This window comes from Barnesiella intestinihominis YIT 11860, assembly GCF_000296465.1.
GTDB classification, from domain to species: Bacteria; Bacteroidota; Bacteroidia; order Bacteroidales; family Barnesiellaceae; genus Barnesiella; species Barnesiella intestinihominis.
The window spans coordinates 30636-48516 of the sequence record NZ_JH815203.1 but is presented as its reverse complement, the minus strand read 5'-3'; the positions used below and the strand labels follow the sequence as shown (position 1 = coordinate 48516).

General features: G+C 47.2%; 12 protein-coding genes and 1 tRNA gene. 8 read left to right on the top strand and 5 right to left on the bottom strand.

Going from position 1 to position 17881, the window contains the following annotated elements; genetic code table 11:
• The first annotated feature begins 227 nt into the window (after positions 1 to 227).
• The 7 genes from HMPREF9448_RS00195 to HMPREF9448_RS00160 all read left to right on the top strand — a co-directional run bounded on the left by HMPREF9448_RS00195 (position 228) and on the right by HMPREF9448_RS00160 (position 11142).
• Entirely contained in the window at positions 228 to 4310 is a 4083-nt protein-coding gene (locus HMPREF9448_RS00195) for a hybrid sensor histidine kinase/response regulator transcription factor (protein ID WP_008860673.1), read from the top strand.
• Positions 4311 to 4475: 165 nt separating this feature from the next.
• The gene (locus tag HMPREF9448_RS00190) at positions 4476 to 5312 is read left to right on the top strand and encodes a glycoside hydrolase family 16 protein (RefSeq protein WP_008860672.1); all 837 of its coding nucleotides are present in this window, start codon (positions 4476 to 4478) and stop codon (positions 5310 to 5312) included.
• Positions 5313 to 5636: 324 nt separating this feature from the next.
• Complete coding sequence (locus HMPREF9448_RS00180) at positions 5637 to 6131, top strand: hypothetical protein (RefSeq protein WP_008860671.1); 495 nt, start codon at positions 5637 to 5639, stop codon at positions 6129 to 6131.
• A 12-nt stretch (positions 6132 to 6143) separates the two neighbouring features.
• Positions 6144 to 6602, top strand: coding sequence for a T9SS type A sorting domain-containing protein (locus HMPREF9448_RS00175; RefSeq protein WP_008860670.1), 459 nt, complete (start codon positions 6144 to 6146; stop codon positions 6600 to 6602).
• A gap of 250 nt (positions 6603 to 6852) precedes the next feature.
• The gene (locus HMPREF9448_RS14065) at positions 6853 to 7881 is read left to right on the top strand and encodes a glycoside hydrolase family 16 protein (protein WP_232297231.1); all 1029 of its coding nucleotides are present in this window, start codon (positions 6853 to 6855) and stop codon (positions 7879 to 7881) included.
• Between the two features lie 31 nt (positions 7882 to 7912).
• On the top strand, positions 7913 to 9535 hold the full coding sequence (locus HMPREF9448_RS00165; protein ID WP_008860668.1) for a choice-of-anchor Q domain-containing protein: 1623 nt from the start codon (positions 7913 to 7915) through the stop codon (positions 9533 to 9535).
• Positions 9536 to 9558: 23 nt separating this feature from the next.
• The gene (locus HMPREF9448_RS00160) at positions 9559 to 11142 is read left to right on the top strand and encodes a choice-of-anchor Q domain-containing protein (protein ID WP_008860667.1); all 1584 of its coding nucleotides are present in this window, start codon (positions 9559 to 9561) and stop codon (positions 11140 to 11142) included.
• Between the two features lie 680 nt (positions 11143 to 11822).
• On the opposite strand, the gene HMPREF9448_RS00155 is transcribed toward HMPREF9448_RS00160, so the two are convergent.
• The 4 genes from HMPREF9448_RS00155 to HMPREF9448_RS00140 form a co-directional block, all read right to left on the bottom strand.
• Positions 11823 to 11895: transfer RNA gene (locus HMPREF9448_RS00155), tRNA-Lys, on the bottom strand.
• Between the two features lie 129 nt (positions 11896 to 12024).
• Positions 12025 to 12717, bottom strand: coding sequence for an LrgB family protein (locus tag HMPREF9448_RS00150; RefSeq protein ID WP_008860666.1), 693 nt, complete (start codon positions 12715 to 12717; stop codon positions 12025 to 12027).
• Complete coding sequence (locus HMPREF9448_RS00145) at positions 12714 to 13079, bottom strand: CidA/LrgA family protein (protein ID WP_040295795.1); 366 nt, start codon at positions 13077 to 13079, stop codon at positions 12714 to 12716. The genes HMPREF9448_RS00150 and HMPREF9448_RS00145 overlap by 4 nt, the downstream gene beginning before the upstream one ends.
• A 36-nt stretch (positions 13080 to 13115) precedes the next feature.
• Positions 13116 to 15023 carry a RecQ family ATP-dependent DNA helicase gene (locus HMPREF9448_RS00140; protein WP_008860664.1) on the bottom strand — a complete coding sequence of 636 codons (1908 nt, stop codon included), beginning with the start codon at positions 15021 to 15023 and terminating at the stop codon, positions 13116 to 13118.
• A gap of 226 nt (positions 15024 to 15249) precedes the next feature.
• Here HMPREF9448_RS00140 and HMPREF9448_RS00135 point away from each other — a divergent pair, with 226 nt between their 5' ends.
• Entirely contained in the window at positions 15250 to 16014 is a 765-nt protein-coding gene (locus HMPREF9448_RS00135) for a leucine-rich repeat protein (RefSeq protein ID WP_008860663.1), read from the top strand.
• 108 nt (positions 16015 to 16122) lie between these two features.
• Here HMPREF9448_RS00135 and recJ read toward each other — a convergent pair whose 3' ends face one another.
• Complete coding sequence (gene recJ / locus HMPREF9448_RS00130; RefSeq protein WP_008860662.1) at positions 16123 to 17844, bottom strand: single-stranded-DNA-specific exonuclease RecJ; 1722 nt, start codon at positions 17842 to 17844, stop codon at positions 16123 to 16125.
• Positions 17845 to 17881: the final 37 nt, after the last annotated feature.

Here is a 17881-nt window from a genome sequence, read left to right as displayed (position 1 = left end):
CGATTGAAATTCCGGGAAATTTCGTATGTCAAAAATAGTCGCTTATTCTCTTTATGGCTTGCACATATACCTATTACTATTTTCGTATCGGGACGGACATTTGTAAAAATGTAGCGAAGAGTTAAAGATTTGTAGCCCGGTTGCTACATTTATTATATTTGAATAAAAAATATTACATTTGTATTTGAAACACGCCGATGTGTTTTTTTAAGAGGATTTTTATTTAGATGAGGATATATAAAACAATTTTCTTAATATTATTATACTTCACGGTCTTTCCGGTTGCCGCCAATACCGATAGATTCTATGGTTTGCAGGAGGGATTGTCCAATAGCCATGTCAATAGCATCTATCAGGATCGCACGGGGCTTATATGGATTTGTACCGATAATGGATTGAACAGTTTCGACGGGGTGGAATTTAAGACCTATTATCACGTCTTGGACGACACGACCTCGCTCGGGAACAATTCGGTCTTGTCGATTTACGACGATACCAAGGGCAATCTGTGGGTGGGCACGACGGGCGGTTTGCAACGGCTCGACCGGGAAACCGACAGGTTCTCGACGGTGCATTTCTCGTATCCGTATATAACCGATTTCAGTTATGTGAGTTGCATTATCGAAGACAGCCGTGGGAACATTTGGCTGTCGACCAGCCGGGCCGGCGCCATTTGTTTGAAGGGCGACGAGCATAGCCCGGTCTACTATTTGCCTACCAACAGCAATATATGTTCCGATAAAATCAACACGATATACGAAGACCGGTTTGGGAATATATGGATCGGGTCGCAGGACAACGGAATAAGTGTGTTGAATATGGAGACACACACGATTGTGAATTATGCGCACGACCCTGCCGATGTGAACTCCTTGTCGAGCAACAAAGTGTTTTCGTTTGTCGAGTTGCCCGATGGCAACATGTTGATAGGCATGATCGATGGCGGAATAGACCTCTTTGACTATTCTTCCAAGAAGTTTATACGCAATTATATCCCTTCGGTCAAGGGGGCTTTCACTTTGAAAGAAGGAAAGGACAATAATGTGTGGATAGGAACCGACGGTAACGGGCTTAAAAAGTTCGATTATCGCACTCGGGAAGTGAGCACATATGATTCCGATTTGACCAGCATCGACATGCATCACGCCAAGGTGCATGGGATACTCGAAGACCGGCAAGACAATTTGTGGCTTGTGCTGTACCAGAAAGGTATTCTGATGGTACCCCAGCAGGAACGTATTTTCCATAACTGGGGATTGAACTTCTTTCACCCCGAGTTGAATATCGGGTCGGAGTGTGTGCTGAGCATTCTCGAGGACTCGTCGCGCAGGGTGTGGATAGGAACCGACGGCGACGGGATATACCGGTTGAACGCCGACCGTGAAGTGGATCGCCACTATACCGCGGACAAACTGCCTGCCGGAGTGGTGCTGACGATTTTTGAGGATAGCCGCGGGCGCATTTGGCTGGGAACCTATTTGCACGGGCTGTTTCTGTATGACGAGCGCTCCGACAGTTTCCAAAGCATACGGTTGCAGACCGGAGGGAGAGAGATAAAAGATATTTACATTATCGAGGAAAATACCGATGGAACCCTTTGGATAGGAACCAACGAAAACGGCTTGTGCCTGTATAACCACGACACGAAAAAACTCGAAAGCTACACCTACGACATGTTGTCCAAAGGCAATCAGATACCCAGCAACTCGGTGCATACGATTCTCTTCGGGAGTGACAGTTTGGTGTGGATTGGTACCAGCAGTGCCGGCATCGCTTGTTTCGACCAGAAAACCGGCCAGTTTCGTGACTACAATGTCGAAAACGGGAAGCTGAAAAACAACAACATTTATGCCGTGGCGCAAGATTCGGCTGGCAACGTTTGGGTGGGCACGAAAGGCGGTTTGCACTATATCGACTTGACGAGGGACACCACCTTGCTATATACCGAGGCCGACGGCCTGTCCAACGCCTCTATCGCCGGGATAGAAATCGACGATCGTGGAAATCTGTGGATAAGCACGTCGCTGGGGCTATCGTTTTACGATGTGAAAAGCCACACGTTTTCCAATTTTTACACCTCCGACGGCTTGCAGAACAACGAGTTTAGGCGGGGGGCGCACTTCCGCTCAAAGACGGGCGAGATGTTTTTCGGCGGGATAGTCGGTCTTACGGCGTTTTATCCGTTTGCCCTTCATGCCGAGCATGAATTGATGCACCTCATGTTTACCAACCTCTATTTCTACAACGAGAAAATAAAGGTGGGCGATGATGAGGCCGCTGTGTTGAAACGCAATATCAATGCGACGGAGCGGATAAAGATAGGCTACGACATACGGAGCTTCTCGATCGAGTTTGCCGCCTTGGAATACAATTCGCCCGAGAAGGTCGTCTATCAAGTAAAGATGGACAACTTCGACACCGAGTGGCGCACCTTGCCGACCGGTAGCCGTCTGGCGACCTATACCAATTTGAATCACGGTGCATATACCTTTATGGTGAGGGCTTTCTTGCCGGGAACCAAACCGGTAGAGCGGAGCCTGTCGATTGTCGTGACGCCCCCATTTTGGCTCACATGGTGGGCAAAGACATTCTATCTCTTGTGTGTCTTGGCCGCATTGTGCCTGTTTGTCTACATGATGGAGCGCCGTATCCGCCGCAAGAAAGTAGATATACAAAAGGAGAACGACAATCTCATCATGCAGTCCAAACTTCAATTCTTCACCGATATATCGCACGAAATCCGAACTCCTTTGACCTTGATTCTCTCGCCCATAGAGGCGCTCATTAAAGAGACTCCCGAGGGCCCTTTGCAAAATGTGTATAAAATGATTAACCAGAACGGACAACGCATTTTGCGGCTGATCAACCAAGTGATGGAAATGCGGAAACTCGATCGCGGGCAGGTGCGGCTGTTGACCGTGCCCACCGATGTCGATACGTTCTTCCGGGCGATAGCTTCGTCGTTCGACAACATCGCCGAGGAGAAGCATATACAGTTCGAGATACATGTGGAGCCGGGCTTGCCCACGGTTTGGATCGACCAAGAAAAATTGGACAAGGTGGTGTTCAATGTCCTTTCCAATGCGTTTAAATACACCCCCGAGGGCGGGAAGGTAACAATTGAGATAGGGAAGGACGGCGGCGACTTGAAAATCCGTATCGCCGACTCTGGCGAGGGTGTCCCGGCCGAGCAGCGGGAATTGATATTCAATCGGTTCTATCAAATACCTACAAAGAACAACCGCAATAAAATGGGTACGGGCATAGGGTTGCACCTCTCCCGCAGCCTTATGGAGATACACCACGGGCGCATTTATGTAGAAGATTCCTCGGCTGGTGGGGCGGTGTTTGTCGTCACATTGCCGCTGAACAACGATTATTTGAAGAAAGAGGAGATGCAGACCGAGGCCTCGGAAGACAGCTTGGCCACGCTCGTGCAGCCCGCTTTGCAGGATTTTGTAGAGGAGGTACAGGAAGAACCGTTGCAAGGAGCCGCCTCGATGTTCCGCTACAAACTCTTGGTGGTGGAAGACGACAAAGAGATACGCAAATATTTGAGAGAGATTCTGGGGCGTGAATATCGAGTGCTTGAGGCCGAAGACGGGTTGCAAGGGCTCGAACTCGTCATCAAGGAATTGCCCGACTGTGTGATTACCGATGTGATGATGCCCGAGATGGACGGTATCGAATTGTGCAAGAAGATAAAGACCAACGAGAAAACCTGCCATATCCCGGTGATTCTGCTCACGGCGAAAACCGCTATCGAGCAGCGTATCGAGGGGCTGGAAGTGGGCGCCGACTCTTATATCCCCAAGCCGTTCAATGTGACGCATCTGAGAACCCGGGTGCGCAAGCTCATCGAGCTGCGGCGCTCGATCAAGGAAAAATACGAGGGAAAACACGAGTTGCGGGAAGAGGACATCAAGATAAAATCGGTCGATGAAAAAATGCTCGAGAAAATCGACCAGATTATCAAAGAGCAAATCTCCGACCCCAATCTTTCGGTCGAGACCCTCAGCCGGCAAATCGGGGTAAGCCGCTCGCAATTGCAACGCAAATTCAAGCAACTCACCAACCAGAATCCGAGCGATTACCTCAAAACAGCCCGGTTGCGCTATGCCGCTTCGTTGCTTGTCACGAAAAACCTTTCGATTTCCGAGGTGACCTATGAAGCCGGTTTTTCGTCGCTGTCACATTTCTCTAACAGTTTCCGCGATTTCTACGGCATGTCGCCCAGCCGTTATGTGGAGTTGAACCGCGATTCGGGGCAACCTCCGTTGAAGGCCGTGGACGACAAGGAGGAGCCATAGACCTGTCTTTTGGAGACGGCGGTGAAATCCCCCGTCGGGACGAGCCGGCGGCGTTGGGGTGTGCTTTATACATAAATTGAAATCTGCGCTACATATTTGAAAATCCCGCCGTCGTATAGTCTCTATCTTTGCGACACAAACCTTTATAACGAATGGATATTTATCATGAAAAAAGTGCAATTGTTTTTAGCTAGCCTGCCGCTGGCGCTCTCGGTGGCATGTGGTACGACAAATGAGTTGGTGTTTGAAGATGATTTCGAGGGAACCGGGCTCCCCGATTCCTTGCGCTGGAATTACGAAGAAGGCTATGTGCGTAACGGCGAATTACAATATTACACGGTAGCCCGTCCCGAGAACTGTTATCGGCAGGACGGCTATCTGCACATCGTGGTTCGTCGCGACAGTGCGGTGATAGAGAACGGACTGTTCGCCAAACAGTGGGAGACGCCGGTCGATACGACCCGCAGCACGGCGGTTGCCCCGATTACCTCGGCCAGCATTACCACCAAGGGTCTTGCCGAATGGAAATATTGCCGGGTAGAGGTGCGCGCCAAATTGCCCGATGGAATAGGCACTTGGCCCGCTATTTGGATGATGCCCGCCGACGATACCTATGGCGAATGGCCCAAGAGCGGTGAGATGGATATTATGGAGAATGTAGGATATGAATTGCCCAAAGTCCATTATGCCATACATACCGAAAAATACAACCATACCAAAAACAATCAAAAATGCCATACCGTCGATTGCGCCACGGTGGCCACCGATTTTCATGTATATGGTTTTGAATGGCGGGAGGATAAACTCACATGGTATCTCGACGGGGTTGAAACCTATTCGGTAACAAAAGACGAAAACGGCTGGGAGGCATGGCCGTTCGACCGTCCGTTTTATCTGATACTCAATTTCGCTTTCGGCGGAGGCTGGGGCGGAAGTCAGGGTGTCGACCTCGACGCGCTCCCGCAAGAGTACATTATCGATTATGTGAGGGTGTATCGCTGACGTGAACAGGCCCTGCCGGGGGCTCGCTGCCGAAACGCCGTTTGCCCTTAACTCCATGGGGTGCTGTGGCGAAAAACGATGACCCGGCGAGCCTTGTGGGCGAAACGGAAAAACGGGGCGAAAACCTCTGTTTGAGGCGGTCGAAAGCCTCGCTGCAACATAAATCTAAATTTTCGCTACAATTTTTCAACTGCGAATGCAAAACTTCAAACAATGTCTTATTCGTTGTAAAACGGTTGTTGCAATTGAATTTATATTTGTCATGTTAAAAAGTGTGTGACAAATACATTATGTTAGTAGAATTATAAATTTAAATTTTTATTCATGAAAAAGAAAATTATTTCGGTTTTATCCACCTTCCTTTGTATTATAGGAATGTCGGCACAGGTGCCGGGTTCGTTTCAGTATCAGGCTGTGCTCCGCAATGACGACGGTAGTATAGCTTCCAATAAACCGCTCGAAGTGAGAGTGCGAATCCACCAAGGCGCGGCCGATGGCACGGTAGTCTATGAAGAAGACCACACTACATCGAGCAACGCTTCGGGAATTATCACCTTGAAAGTGGGCGAGGGTGTGAACACCTCGCGCGAAACTTTGTTTGTCGATGTCGATTGGAGCGAAGGCGTTTATTTCTTCGAGACGCTGGTCAACCGGGGTACCGGTTACGAATCGCTGGGATCCCAGCAGTTGCTGAGTGTGCCGTATGCCAAATGTGCGGTAACCGCCGACAACGTGCATGTGAAATCGCCCGATGGGAAATTGTGGAAAATCAAAGTAAGTAACGACGGAACGGTTTCGGCCGAAGCCGTAACAGAATAAAACAGCGGTTTTATGAAAAAGGCAATCCTATTATTATGTATAGCGTCGGCTTTGTGCGGAAAGTCGGTGGCTCAATCGGTCGTGTCGAGTGCCGGCGGTAGTACCGACATGTTGACATGGACGCTGGGCGAGGTATTCACCGAGTCGGTGATGCGTTCCAATGTCGTGCGTTTCTCGCAAGGATTCAATCAACCTATAGCCATATCGACCTCGGGTATCCTGAATATCAAGGGCGATAACCTCACCTTTACTGCCGGCCCCAATCCCGTAGTCGACGAGTTGTATCTCTCGATTTCGGGGAGCCGTGCCACTTCGTGGTGGTTATACGACATGCAGGGGCGTTTGCTCGGTTTGGGCGAGTTGGCCGATACACAAGCCGTGATTGATTTCTCCGATAAGACGACAGGGGAGTATGTGTTGAAGATTACGAACGAGGTCGGTAGCCGTTCGGTTTTGATTATTAAAAAATAAGTGACAGATGAAAAAGATCCTATTAATCATATTGACCATGGCTCTGTTTCCTGTGGTCGAGTTGTGTGCCCAAACTATAAAGGGCATTCCCTATCAAACGGTTGTGCGCGATGAGCAGGGCAATCCCGTGGCCGACCAAGAATTGACTGTGCGGTTCTACATTCAGCGCACGCTGTCGACACGCTCCGGTGCCCAACCGGTCACCCTGTACAGCGAGACCCACACGGCCACGAGCGACGCCAACGGTTTGGTGCGCCTGCAAGTGGGCGAGGGTACACCTATCGAAGGTTCTTTCGGTGCGGTCGACTGGTGGGGCAAAGTCTCTATCGAGACCGAGATCGAACTGGCCGGTAGCGGCGAGGCGGTATTTACCTCCACTCAAGAGTTGGGCACAGTGCCCTACGCTTTGTCGGCAGAGAATGCTTTGTTGCTGAAATCGGACGACGGCACACAATGGAGCTTGGAGTGCGATAACGACGGCACGTTGAAAGCCGTGGCGATTCCCGAGCGCTTTACCAAACTGGTTTTCTCCGACGAGTTCGACGGCACCGGTTTGCTCGACGACAGCAAATGGGGTTATGAAGAAGGCTATGTGCGCAACGGCGAGGATCAATATTATACGGTGGCTCGTGAAGAAAATGCCTATATGGCCGACGGCTGTCTGCACATCGTGTGCCGCAACGACAGCGCCTTGATAGAAGACGCGTTGTATGAGCAGCAGTGGAGTGGGTCGCATGGTTATCGCGCCGATACGATTATTCCCATTACCTCGGCCAGCGTCGTGACCAAAGGGAAATTCGCCTTTACCTATGGCCGGGTGGAGGTGCGTGCCAAACTTCCGGTGTGCTTGGGCTCGTGGCCCGCTATCTGGATGTTCCCGCAAGACCGTAGCGACTGGCCCGCTTGTGGCGAAATCGACATCATTGAGCATGTGGGATATGACCCCAACAACATCTACTTCACGGCTCACTGCGCCGACTTCAATAGCAACAACCAGCCCAACCGCTACGCTAACAGCGCTCCCATCGAGAACCCCGAGGATTGGCATGTCTATTCCTTTGAGTGGCACCCCGATCGGTTGCTTTGGTTCATCGACGGGGAGCTGCAAGCCACCGTTTTGCGTGGAAGAACCTATTCCAATACCAACTGGCCTTATACCAAAGATTTCTATTTGTTGCTCAATTTCGCCTTTGGCGGAGGTTGGGGCGGTCGTGAAGGAATCGACGTGACGGCTCTTCCCTTGGAGTATGTGATCGACTATGTGAGGATATATCAATAAACCTGAATAATACGAACTAAAATTTGAAATCATGAAAAAACCGATTACGCTTGTAAGGGCGGCCCTCGTGGCTGCCGTATGCAGTTTGTCCGTCCATGCGGATAAAGTGTATTATGTGGAGCCCGACGGGAATAATCCCGAGGGTATGACCGTAGATGCTGTATATACCAAGATTGGGACAGCTATAAACAATGTGACGGCTGATGAGCCTGTGACCATTTATTTGAAACCGGGGCATGTCTTCTCGGAGAACAACATGAATACCAATACAAACCGGATCGACCTGACCATCATCGGCGAGAACACCACGATCAATGCCAATGCGGCGCAACGTATATTGCGCACCGAGGCAGCCCGGTTGGTGTTGAAAGGCATCACTTTCACCGGGGTGAAGAACTATTCGAGCATGGGCGGTGTGCTCTACTTTGCAGGAAATTCCGGTGCCGCTTCCGAGTTGGTAATCGATAGCTGTGTCTTTGACAGCAACACTTTGACCGAGGGAGCCGAGGGCGGAGCTGCTATCGCTACCGGAACCAACGCCATGAATGTGATCATTACCAATAGTGTGTTCAAGAACAATCAGGCCGGCAAGTATTCCTCTACGATGAGCGGTGCCGTTATCCGTTTCCAAGGGAAGGACGGGAACTTTGTCGTAGAAAACTCCACTTTTCACAATAATGCCGTCAATTCGAATAATGGCGCTACGGCCATTGGCTTTGACAACGGTTCGAATGTGAAGGCCCGCTTGGTCAACAACACCTTCTATAACAATACGACAACGGGAGTTCCTTCGGGATCGGTGCCCAATATTTTGATAAAAGGCTCCTCCAATACGGTTGCGGTGGCCAACAATACTTTCTATTTTGATTTGAGAGAGGAAACAGACGAAACCGAGAGCGGAGCCGATATGATGAAAGATGTGTATCGCAGAACCTCGGCGGTCAATATCGCCGAGACTGGCGACAACGCTTTGCACTTTGTCAACAACGTGGTCGTGGGCTTGCGCAGTGCTGTGATCACCCCCGCCGCTACTGGCCGTACCATCGTTTGCCAAAACAATTACTGCGTGGTGCTGGAACCTCATGGCTTTGTATCCGAATTGGCCGATGGTGAGAACGGCAACGTGTTGTCGACCGCCCGTGTGGCCAATATTGGTGACCCTGTTGTCGAGGATATCGACAACTTGACCGCTATGTTGTCTTCGGCTGGATTGGTCGCAGAGTTGAGCGACGATAACTTCGTGCCCTATCTGGCCATGGAAAAAACGAGCCCGCTTGTGAATGCCGGTGCCAACGAATATTTGGTTGCCGAGGAGAACATCGTGCCCGAGTTCGACGTCGTGGGCACTACCCGTGAAGACGGTTATGTCGATATAGGTGCGTATGAGTATGTCGATGACGACGATCCCACCGGTATAGCAGGTAACGAATTGAGCGATGAACTCACGGTCTATGTACAGGCCGGTAACGTGGTTGTCGAGAATCATACCGATGCCGCCTTCGAGGTACGTTTGGTACAAATCGACGGCCGCCAGGTAGCTGCCATGAAGGTGCAACAAACGGCTGTCATCGACGGGAGCGCCCTTCCGCACGGCGTGTTGTTGGTCGTAGCTAATAACGGAACTTCGCAAATCACCAAAAAAGTAATTTTATAAATCAAAGATAACAATTAAAACGTATGAACAAAAAAGTATTATTTGTAGGATTGTTGGCCGGCTGTTTCGGTATGAACGCCTTTGCGGCCACAGAAATCTATGTGAGCGCCTCGACGGGTAACGACAGTTACAACGGCGCTTCGTGGGAAACCGCTTATAAAACCTTGCAATATGCGGTAGCCAGTGTAAAAGAGAACGAAGAGACCATTATCTATTTGGAAGCCAATACTACTTTCGATACGGGCGGCCAATTGGATTTCGGTGAGAACAAAAACGTAACTATTATTGGGGAAAATACGACGCTTCGCGCCGCTTTACAAGCTGGTAAGGACGGCGGTGAGGGCGCTCGTATTATGCGTGCCGCGACCGGTTGCAACCTTACGGTAAAAGGCCTTACTTTCCTCAATGGTCGCCAAGTTACTTATCAACCGGCCGGAGGCCTTTACTTTGCCGGTAATACGTTGGTGGTAGACAGCTGCCAGTTTATCGACAACGAGTCGGGCTCAGGAGGTTCGGGTATATGCGCTCGCGCCAAAGATGTGACCGTGCGCAACTCCTATTTCGACGGCAACTATGTGTACAGTAATTATGGTACGGGTGCCGCCCTTATACAAGCCGGTGTAAACAATGGCGATGCTGGGTCGCTGCTGGTAGAAAACTGTACTTTCTATCGCAATGATGTGCCGGGAGCGGGAACAGCGATTTCGACTTCCGATGCAGCTGTGGGATACTCCAATGTGGAAAGTGTAAAGGTTGTCAATTGTACCTTTGTAGGCAATACCTCCGAAGCCGTCTATACTCCCGATATAGAGAGTTCTGTTTCCAATCAAGGAGCTATCGATGTGACAGAATCTGCCGATGCGACGATATATGTGATCAACAACACCTTCTACGACAACGATGGCGCATTGCGTATCGGCGATATTTATAAAGGTGAGCTTGTGATGCTCAACAACCTGATCTTTGCCAACGGAGCCGGTATTTTTGGCGATCCCAGCTACACGGTAGCCAATTTGCGCACTCCTATCGAAGGTTACAACAACATTATCGTAGGCGCTGAGCAGGGTGTTAATGACGCTATCGACGACGAGTGCTTCAACAGTGGAAAAGCCCAGTACAACAACACGGTAGAGACTTTGGCTACCTACCCGCTATCGAATGTGGCTTTGTCTACCGTATTGTCTACCGACAACTTCGTACCCTACTTGGCGTTGACCGCCGAGAACAGCAGTGCTGTGAACGCCGGTTATGCCACAGGCGAATATGTCGACCTTGTCCCCACTACCGACATTCGTGGCTTGGCCGTTGTGGGCACGAGAGACATCGGTGCCTATGAATACGGCGCTACCGACCCGTCGGCTATCTCGTCGGTTGCAGCCGATGAATCGGACTTCGTGATTGTGGCCAATGGCGACCAAATCTCTGTCATGAATACGGCCGACCGCAACTTCACGTTGACCGTGGTAGATATGTTGGGTCGTGCGGTTTACGCCGGAAATGGCGCTGGCATGATGACGGTCAATAAACAAGACATCGACGCTCATTGCGTAATCTTTGTGTTGACTGACGGTGTAAGCAAGAAAGTACAAAAAATGATGTTGCATTAATCGATTTCCCCGGAGGGGAGCTTGTTTTATAGAAGCCGCCCGAACTCGATGTATTTCAAGTTGGGCGGTTTTGTTTTCATTTTTCTTTGTAGGGGCAAGAAAATGAAGCAAACACAAGGTCTAAATTCAATTTAATTTTGAGATAACATCTGTTTAATTCGTATTTAATTGGGATTAGATCCTCTTAATATCGGTTATGTTTTGAGAGGTCGATAGGCTCTATTGTATTCTCTTTTTTGTAAGAATACTTCACAAAAAGTCAAAAAAGACTTGTATGGAAAGATAAATGTAAAATTACGGCGCTAGGTCTGTGTTTAGATAATGCTTGAGCAACTATTAAATGGAAGTTGGAGATACGTTTAAAAGCAGGGTTAGAAAGCGAGAAATAATGTACATTTCGATGCAAAAAGTGGTGTTGGGAGTACAGTTTTCTATATTATATGAATATTTTATAAATTTATAATAGGCTTTTCATTTAGAAGAGCCTTTAAATTTTGGGATAAAAGTAATGACGATGATTTATAGAATGGATAAATTAAGACAACAAACCGACGATTTTGGACATTAATCTAATTTTAGGGAGGAGACAGGTCACAGACATTATACGAAAAAACTCCTACAATATCAAATATTGTAGGAGTAGTTGTACATTTACTGTCCATTTCTGTCCAGCGTTTCTGTGATCCGCTTGGGGCTCGAACCCAAGACCCCAACATTAAAAGTGTTGTGCTCTACCAGCTGAGCTAGCGAATCTAACCTTGTTGCTTTTTGTAAAAGCGTTGCAAAGATACGGCTTTTATTGGAATATGCAAGCGGTATCTGTAAATTATTATACTTAATTTTATCGGTATAAAGTCATATTTTTATTTTATGCTTTGATTATTAGCGCATAATACTTTCAAAGAGAGGTATAAGTAAAGAGGTGATAACTCCCATCAGCCCGATGGCCAAGCCACTGATAGCCCCTTCGACGGCTCCCAATTCGATGGCTCGTGCCGTTCCTAGCCCATGTGCCGCCGAACCTAAGGCAAGCCCTCTGGCTACTCGGCTGTTGACGTGGCAGCGGTCGAGAATGGCAGGACCGACGATACCACCCAAAAGCCCGCAGCCAAATACGATAACTGCGGTGAGCGACGGTATGCCATTCGAGTGTTCCGACAAGGAGATAGCGATGGGTATGGTTACCGATTTGGGTTGCAGTGACGAGGTGATAGCCTCGTCTACTCCCATGATTCTGCAAATAGCTATGACACTTACTATACCTACGATACCGCCGGCAAAGACAGCAGTAAGTACGGGTATCTCTTTTCCTCTGATTTGCTCGATTTGTTCGTAAAGGGCATATCCCAGTGCAACGACCGAGGGTCCTAAAAGAAAGCTGATGAAACTGCTACCTGCGCAAAACGTGTCATAGTCAATGTCCAGTAATGAAAGGAGAGCTATGATAAGCACCATAGCGACTAGAAGAGGGTGAAACAGAGCTATGTGTTTTTTTCGGTACAATTTGCAGCCGGCTAAATAGCTTCCCAATACCAATAGGAGTATAAAGGGAGTAGAAGAAAATATTTCACTCATATTTTTTCACCTCCTTTCTTATGGGATAATTTGCGGTCGAGCTGTTCTTCGGTTACTCCGACGACAACGATTACCAGCAATGTTGTCACAACCGATACGGTGAGTAATACTACCCAATTGCTCATGAGTATTTTATATTCGTGCATTAGCCCTATGCTGGCGGGAACGAAAAACAGAGCCATATTGCGGGTGAGTGCCGAGGCTGCTTTATCTACATCGTGCGGACGGATCCATTTTAAAGTGAGCGCGATGAATAGCAATATCATGCCGCATACGCTGCCGGGAATGAGTTTCCCGATTAGCAGACTCATCATCTCTCCTAATACATAGAAAAGCATGATGTAACAAAAACCTTTAATCATTTTTACTTAATCTTGATAATACCTGAATACCTTCTGTTATTTATTTTTATAGTGAATACCGTCTTCGCAGGCGGTAATGAATCCTTCGTCCTGTAAAAAGCGCAAGCTCTCGATAACCTCGTTCTCTGGATAGGGGAGGCTTTCCACGATTTTGTTTCGGCTGATTGCCCCATTTCCGAGCAGTCGCTGTATCTCTTTCGCAATTTGTATCGGAGTATTTTTTGAGACGGTCTCTCGTTTTTTTCGTTCGATACAGTTGTCGCAATAGCCACATTCATAATCTGCTTTTTCTCCGAAATATTCCAGGAGCATTTGTTGGCGACAGCGAGAAGAGATAGCGTATGTAATCATACTTTTTATGCGATCTGCCATACGCTCTCGACGCTCTTCATAGGCTTCGCGGGTAATTTGTACATAGCGGGGCTCCATGCGTTCCCGGGTATAGACGATGTATGGGGTGCGACGCCGGGGAATATAATGCAGTACATGCATGCGGTTCAGTTTTAGCAGCGATTCATACACTTCCTGCTGGTTCATGCCGAGCCGTTGGCACAACAAATCTTCATGAATATATGTGTAGTCGGCGAACAGTCCGGTATAAGATCGCAATAGGCATTGCAGCACACGGTCGGTTTGGGGATCACTTTCTCGTAATTCGTATAGTTCGTCCTTGTGTACCAGAATCATGATCCGGGATAGAGAGTCGGTTTCCTCGATAAATTCGATATATCCCGAAATGGTAAGTATTTTCAGCGCGTTGAGTACAGGTGTGGCAGCATACTTGAATGTGGTGCAAAAGCGTTTCAAGTTAAACTCGTAAATCGAATCCATGCCACAGCCTAATGCTATTTCGAGAAAATTGCCTACGCGTTCGTAAACTTTCAATATAAATTCCTTATCGGGAAATTCCTCGGTCAACCTTTTGTGCAACGTGGCTTTATCTCTTCGGGCATAAAGCAATACCGCATAGGAACGGGTTCCATCACGCCCCGCTCGTCCCGCTTCTTGAAAGTACTCTTCGGGGGCGTTCGGCATTTCGATATGGACGACAACCCTTACGTTTGGTTTGTCTATACCCATGCCGAAGGCATTTGTCGAAACCATAACCCGGATTTCGTCTGCTTTCCATTTTTGTTGTTTATCGGCTTTTTCTTCCGAGTTCAATCCAGCGTGAAAAAAATCTGCCGATATACCAGCTTTGCGCAATTCTTCGGCGACTTCTTTCGTCCGTTTTCGATTCCTCACATACACGATAGCGCTGCCCGGCACACGGTTGAGTATGCGTAGCAGTTGTTGGAGCTTGTCTTCTCCTTGTCTTACCACGTATGAAAGATTGGGACGTGAGAAACCGGTGCGGAAAACTTGCCCGTTGCGGAAGGATAGCTTACGTTGTATATCTTCGGCTACTTTGGGGGTAGCAGTAGCTGTGAGTGCCAGTATAGGGACTTCGGGCAGAATATAACGTATGTCTGCTATTTTCAAATAGGCCGGACGGAAATCGTATCCCCATTGAGAAATGCAGTGAGCTTCGTCCACGACGATAAAGGAAACCGGCAATCCTTTAATACGAGCGATGAATAATTCCGTATCCAGACGTTCCGGTGAAATGTACAGAAATTTATAGCGTCCGTACAGGCAATTGTCGAGAGTGACGATCATCTCACGGCGCGTCATACCGGCGTGCAGATAAGCTGCCCGTATCCCTCGGCTGCGTAGGTTATCTACTTGGTCTTTCATCAAAGCGACCAATGGGGTAATTACTAAACAGATGCCTTCCCGGCTAAGGGTGGGAACTTGGAATGTAAGGGATTTTCCTCCCCCTGTCGGCATTAATCCCAACGTGTCATGCCCGTCGAGCAGTGAGGTGATAATCTCTTCCTGCATAGGACGGAATTGGGAATAGCCCCAATATTTATGCAATACTTCGTGGATAATTTCGTTCATTCCTTTTGCAGATTCGGCGCAAAATTACAATTTTATCTTTTATGATGTAGAAATAGCGAAATAAATCTGATTGTTATCGATTCGTTCAAGGTCAGAGGGGCGTTTTTTGAATTTTTTTAGTTCTTGATTAGTATAAAGTAAAGAGGGTTGCAATATCTAAAAAAAAGCAATATATAATAAAAATAAAGTTTGACCGTTATTATGATATGTGTTTTTAGTTAGAAAGATGAATCAAATACGGAGAATTTTATTATTCGGCTGCTTTTTCCCTACTATTTTTAACATAAAGGCTTATGACTTTGAGCATGAGAAGATTTATTATAAAATTACATCTGAGTCTGAGGCGACCGTTGGTGTAGATAGGGGAACGACTGAGTATATTGGGAAAATTGTTATCCCCGAAGAAGTTCAAGGTGGAGATGGAATTTTTGTTGTTGGACCGGGTGGAGAGATTATTGGGCCACCTGTGGTTGATTATTCAAAGACGTATAGAGTGACATCGATTGAAGAAAATGCTTTCGGAGGCTGTTTGGGGGTGGAAACTGTGACTTTCCCTGAAAGTATCGTTTCAGTTAATAAATGTGCTTTCCAAAATTGTTTGTTTTTGGTGCAAATCTATTGTTTGGGACAGGTTCCACCTGTTTGTGATTCTAGTAGCTTTGATAATGTAAATAAGAAGGATTGTGTACTATATGTTCCGAAAGGACGATTGGCTGCTTATAGGAATGCACATGTTTGGAAAGATTTTCCTATGATTGTAGAATCTGATTTTTCAGGGATTGTAGAAATCCAAAATTCTGTGAGAATATCGGGAAAAGAAGACCGAATAATAATAGATGGTATAACCGAAGGGTATGTTTGGATTTATGATATAAATGGAGTATTGGTAAAAACTTTGCCGGCAACTGGCGAGCGTATGGAGATTCGGTTACAAGAAAGAGGTATTTATCTTGTTAAATATGCAGGTAGGACGGTTAAGGTAAAGATATGATTATATTCAATCTTGTCTTGTAATTTTATTTTTGAAAATGTAAATGGTAAACAGTAGGGAGAGATTTACAAGAAATCTCTCCCTACTGTTATATTGTGTCAAATAGTATTATTCCGAGGGGCGCATATCTTTGATAAATAACTGTATCGAACCATTGTTGTGGGTGTTCTCCTCTATGGTGTAACAAATATCGAATGGTTTGCCGGCTTTGATATGTTCGAAATGCTGGCTCATATTAAATGCAATTCCATTCATGATATTTTTCGATTTGCTATCCACCAGTTCCAATTTCACGTGTTCGTTCTTTTTTCCAACAAGGCGGCTTGTTCCGTAATCGGTTACACGCCGGGTGCAGAAAATAGGTTTTTGGTTTCCCGGGCCGAACGGATTAAATTGTTTCAGCATAGTAAAGAAATCGGGTGTGATTTCATTGAAATTGATTTCTGTATCTATGTCGATTTGCGGTTCCATCTGGTCTGGTAAGATGTGCCGGGCGACGTGTTCCTCGAATCGAGCCGTAAATTCCTTGATGTGTTCTTCTTTCATCGATAATCCCACGGCATAGGTATGTCCTCCAAAATTTTCGAGTAAGTCTCGACAAGATTCTACGGCTTTATAAATATCGAATCCTTGTACCGACCGAGCCGACCCTGTGGCCAGTCCGTCGGATAGGGTAAGAACGACGGCCGGGCGATAATATAGTTCCGTCAGGCGTGAGGCCACGATACCTATAATTCCTTTGTGCCAGTCTTTATTGTAAATAACAATCGATTTCCTTCGATTTATGTCGATATGTTCTTCCAATATTCTGCTCGCCTCTTCGGTGATACGTTTATCGAGCTCTTTACGATCCTCATTGTACTGGTCGATATTTTGACTTTTTTCCAAAGCTCCTGCCATGTCTTTGGCGACCAGCAGGTCTACCGCTTCTTTTCCCGATTGCATACGTCCCGAAGCATTGATGCGAGGCCCTATTTTGAATACGATGTCGCTGATTGTAATATTTTTGTTATTCAATCCGCATACTTTCAATATACCTCTTAAACCCATGCTAGGATTGGAGTTGAGTCGTTTAAGACCGTGATAGGCAAGGATTCGGTTTTCTCCGGTTATGGGTACGATGTCTGACGCTATGCTCACGGCGACGAGATCAAGCAGCGGTTCTAGGTCGGAAGTTATGTCGATACCGTTATTGATGGCAAACCCTTGCATGAATTTGTATCCGACGCCACACCCCGATAAGTGTTTATAGGGATAGGTTTCTCCTTCTAATTTGGGATTGAGTATAGCTACGGCATCAGGCAATTGGTCATCGGGCATGTGATGGTCGCAGATGATAAAATCGATCCCTTTGCTTTTGGCGTAAGCTATTTTTTCTACGGCTTTGATGCCACAGTCGAGAGCGATGAACAGCGTGATACCGTTTTCGGCGGCATAGTCGATACTTTTGTCGGAAATACCGTATCCCTCTTCATAACGGTCGGGGATATAGTAGTCGAGTCCCGAATAATAGTTTTGTAAAAACTTATATACCAGAGATACGGCAGTCGTCCCGTCTACGTCGTAGTCTCCGTAAATCATAATTTTTTCTTTACTCCCTAATGCACGATTAAGCCTAACTACAGCTTTTTCCATATCTCTCATTAAGAACGGGTCATGGAGATCGGACAGCTGGGGCTTGAAAAACTTCTCCGCTTCGGCGGCAGAAGTAACCCCTCGTTGAGCGAGTAGCTTACAGAGTGCAGGGACCTTTGGATATCGGTCCCCTAATGTCCGGGCTATTTGTTGTTCGTTTGATGTAAGGGGTAAGTAATTCCATTTACTTATCATTTATATGTTTTTTATTTTTTATCTGTCTTAATGCCCC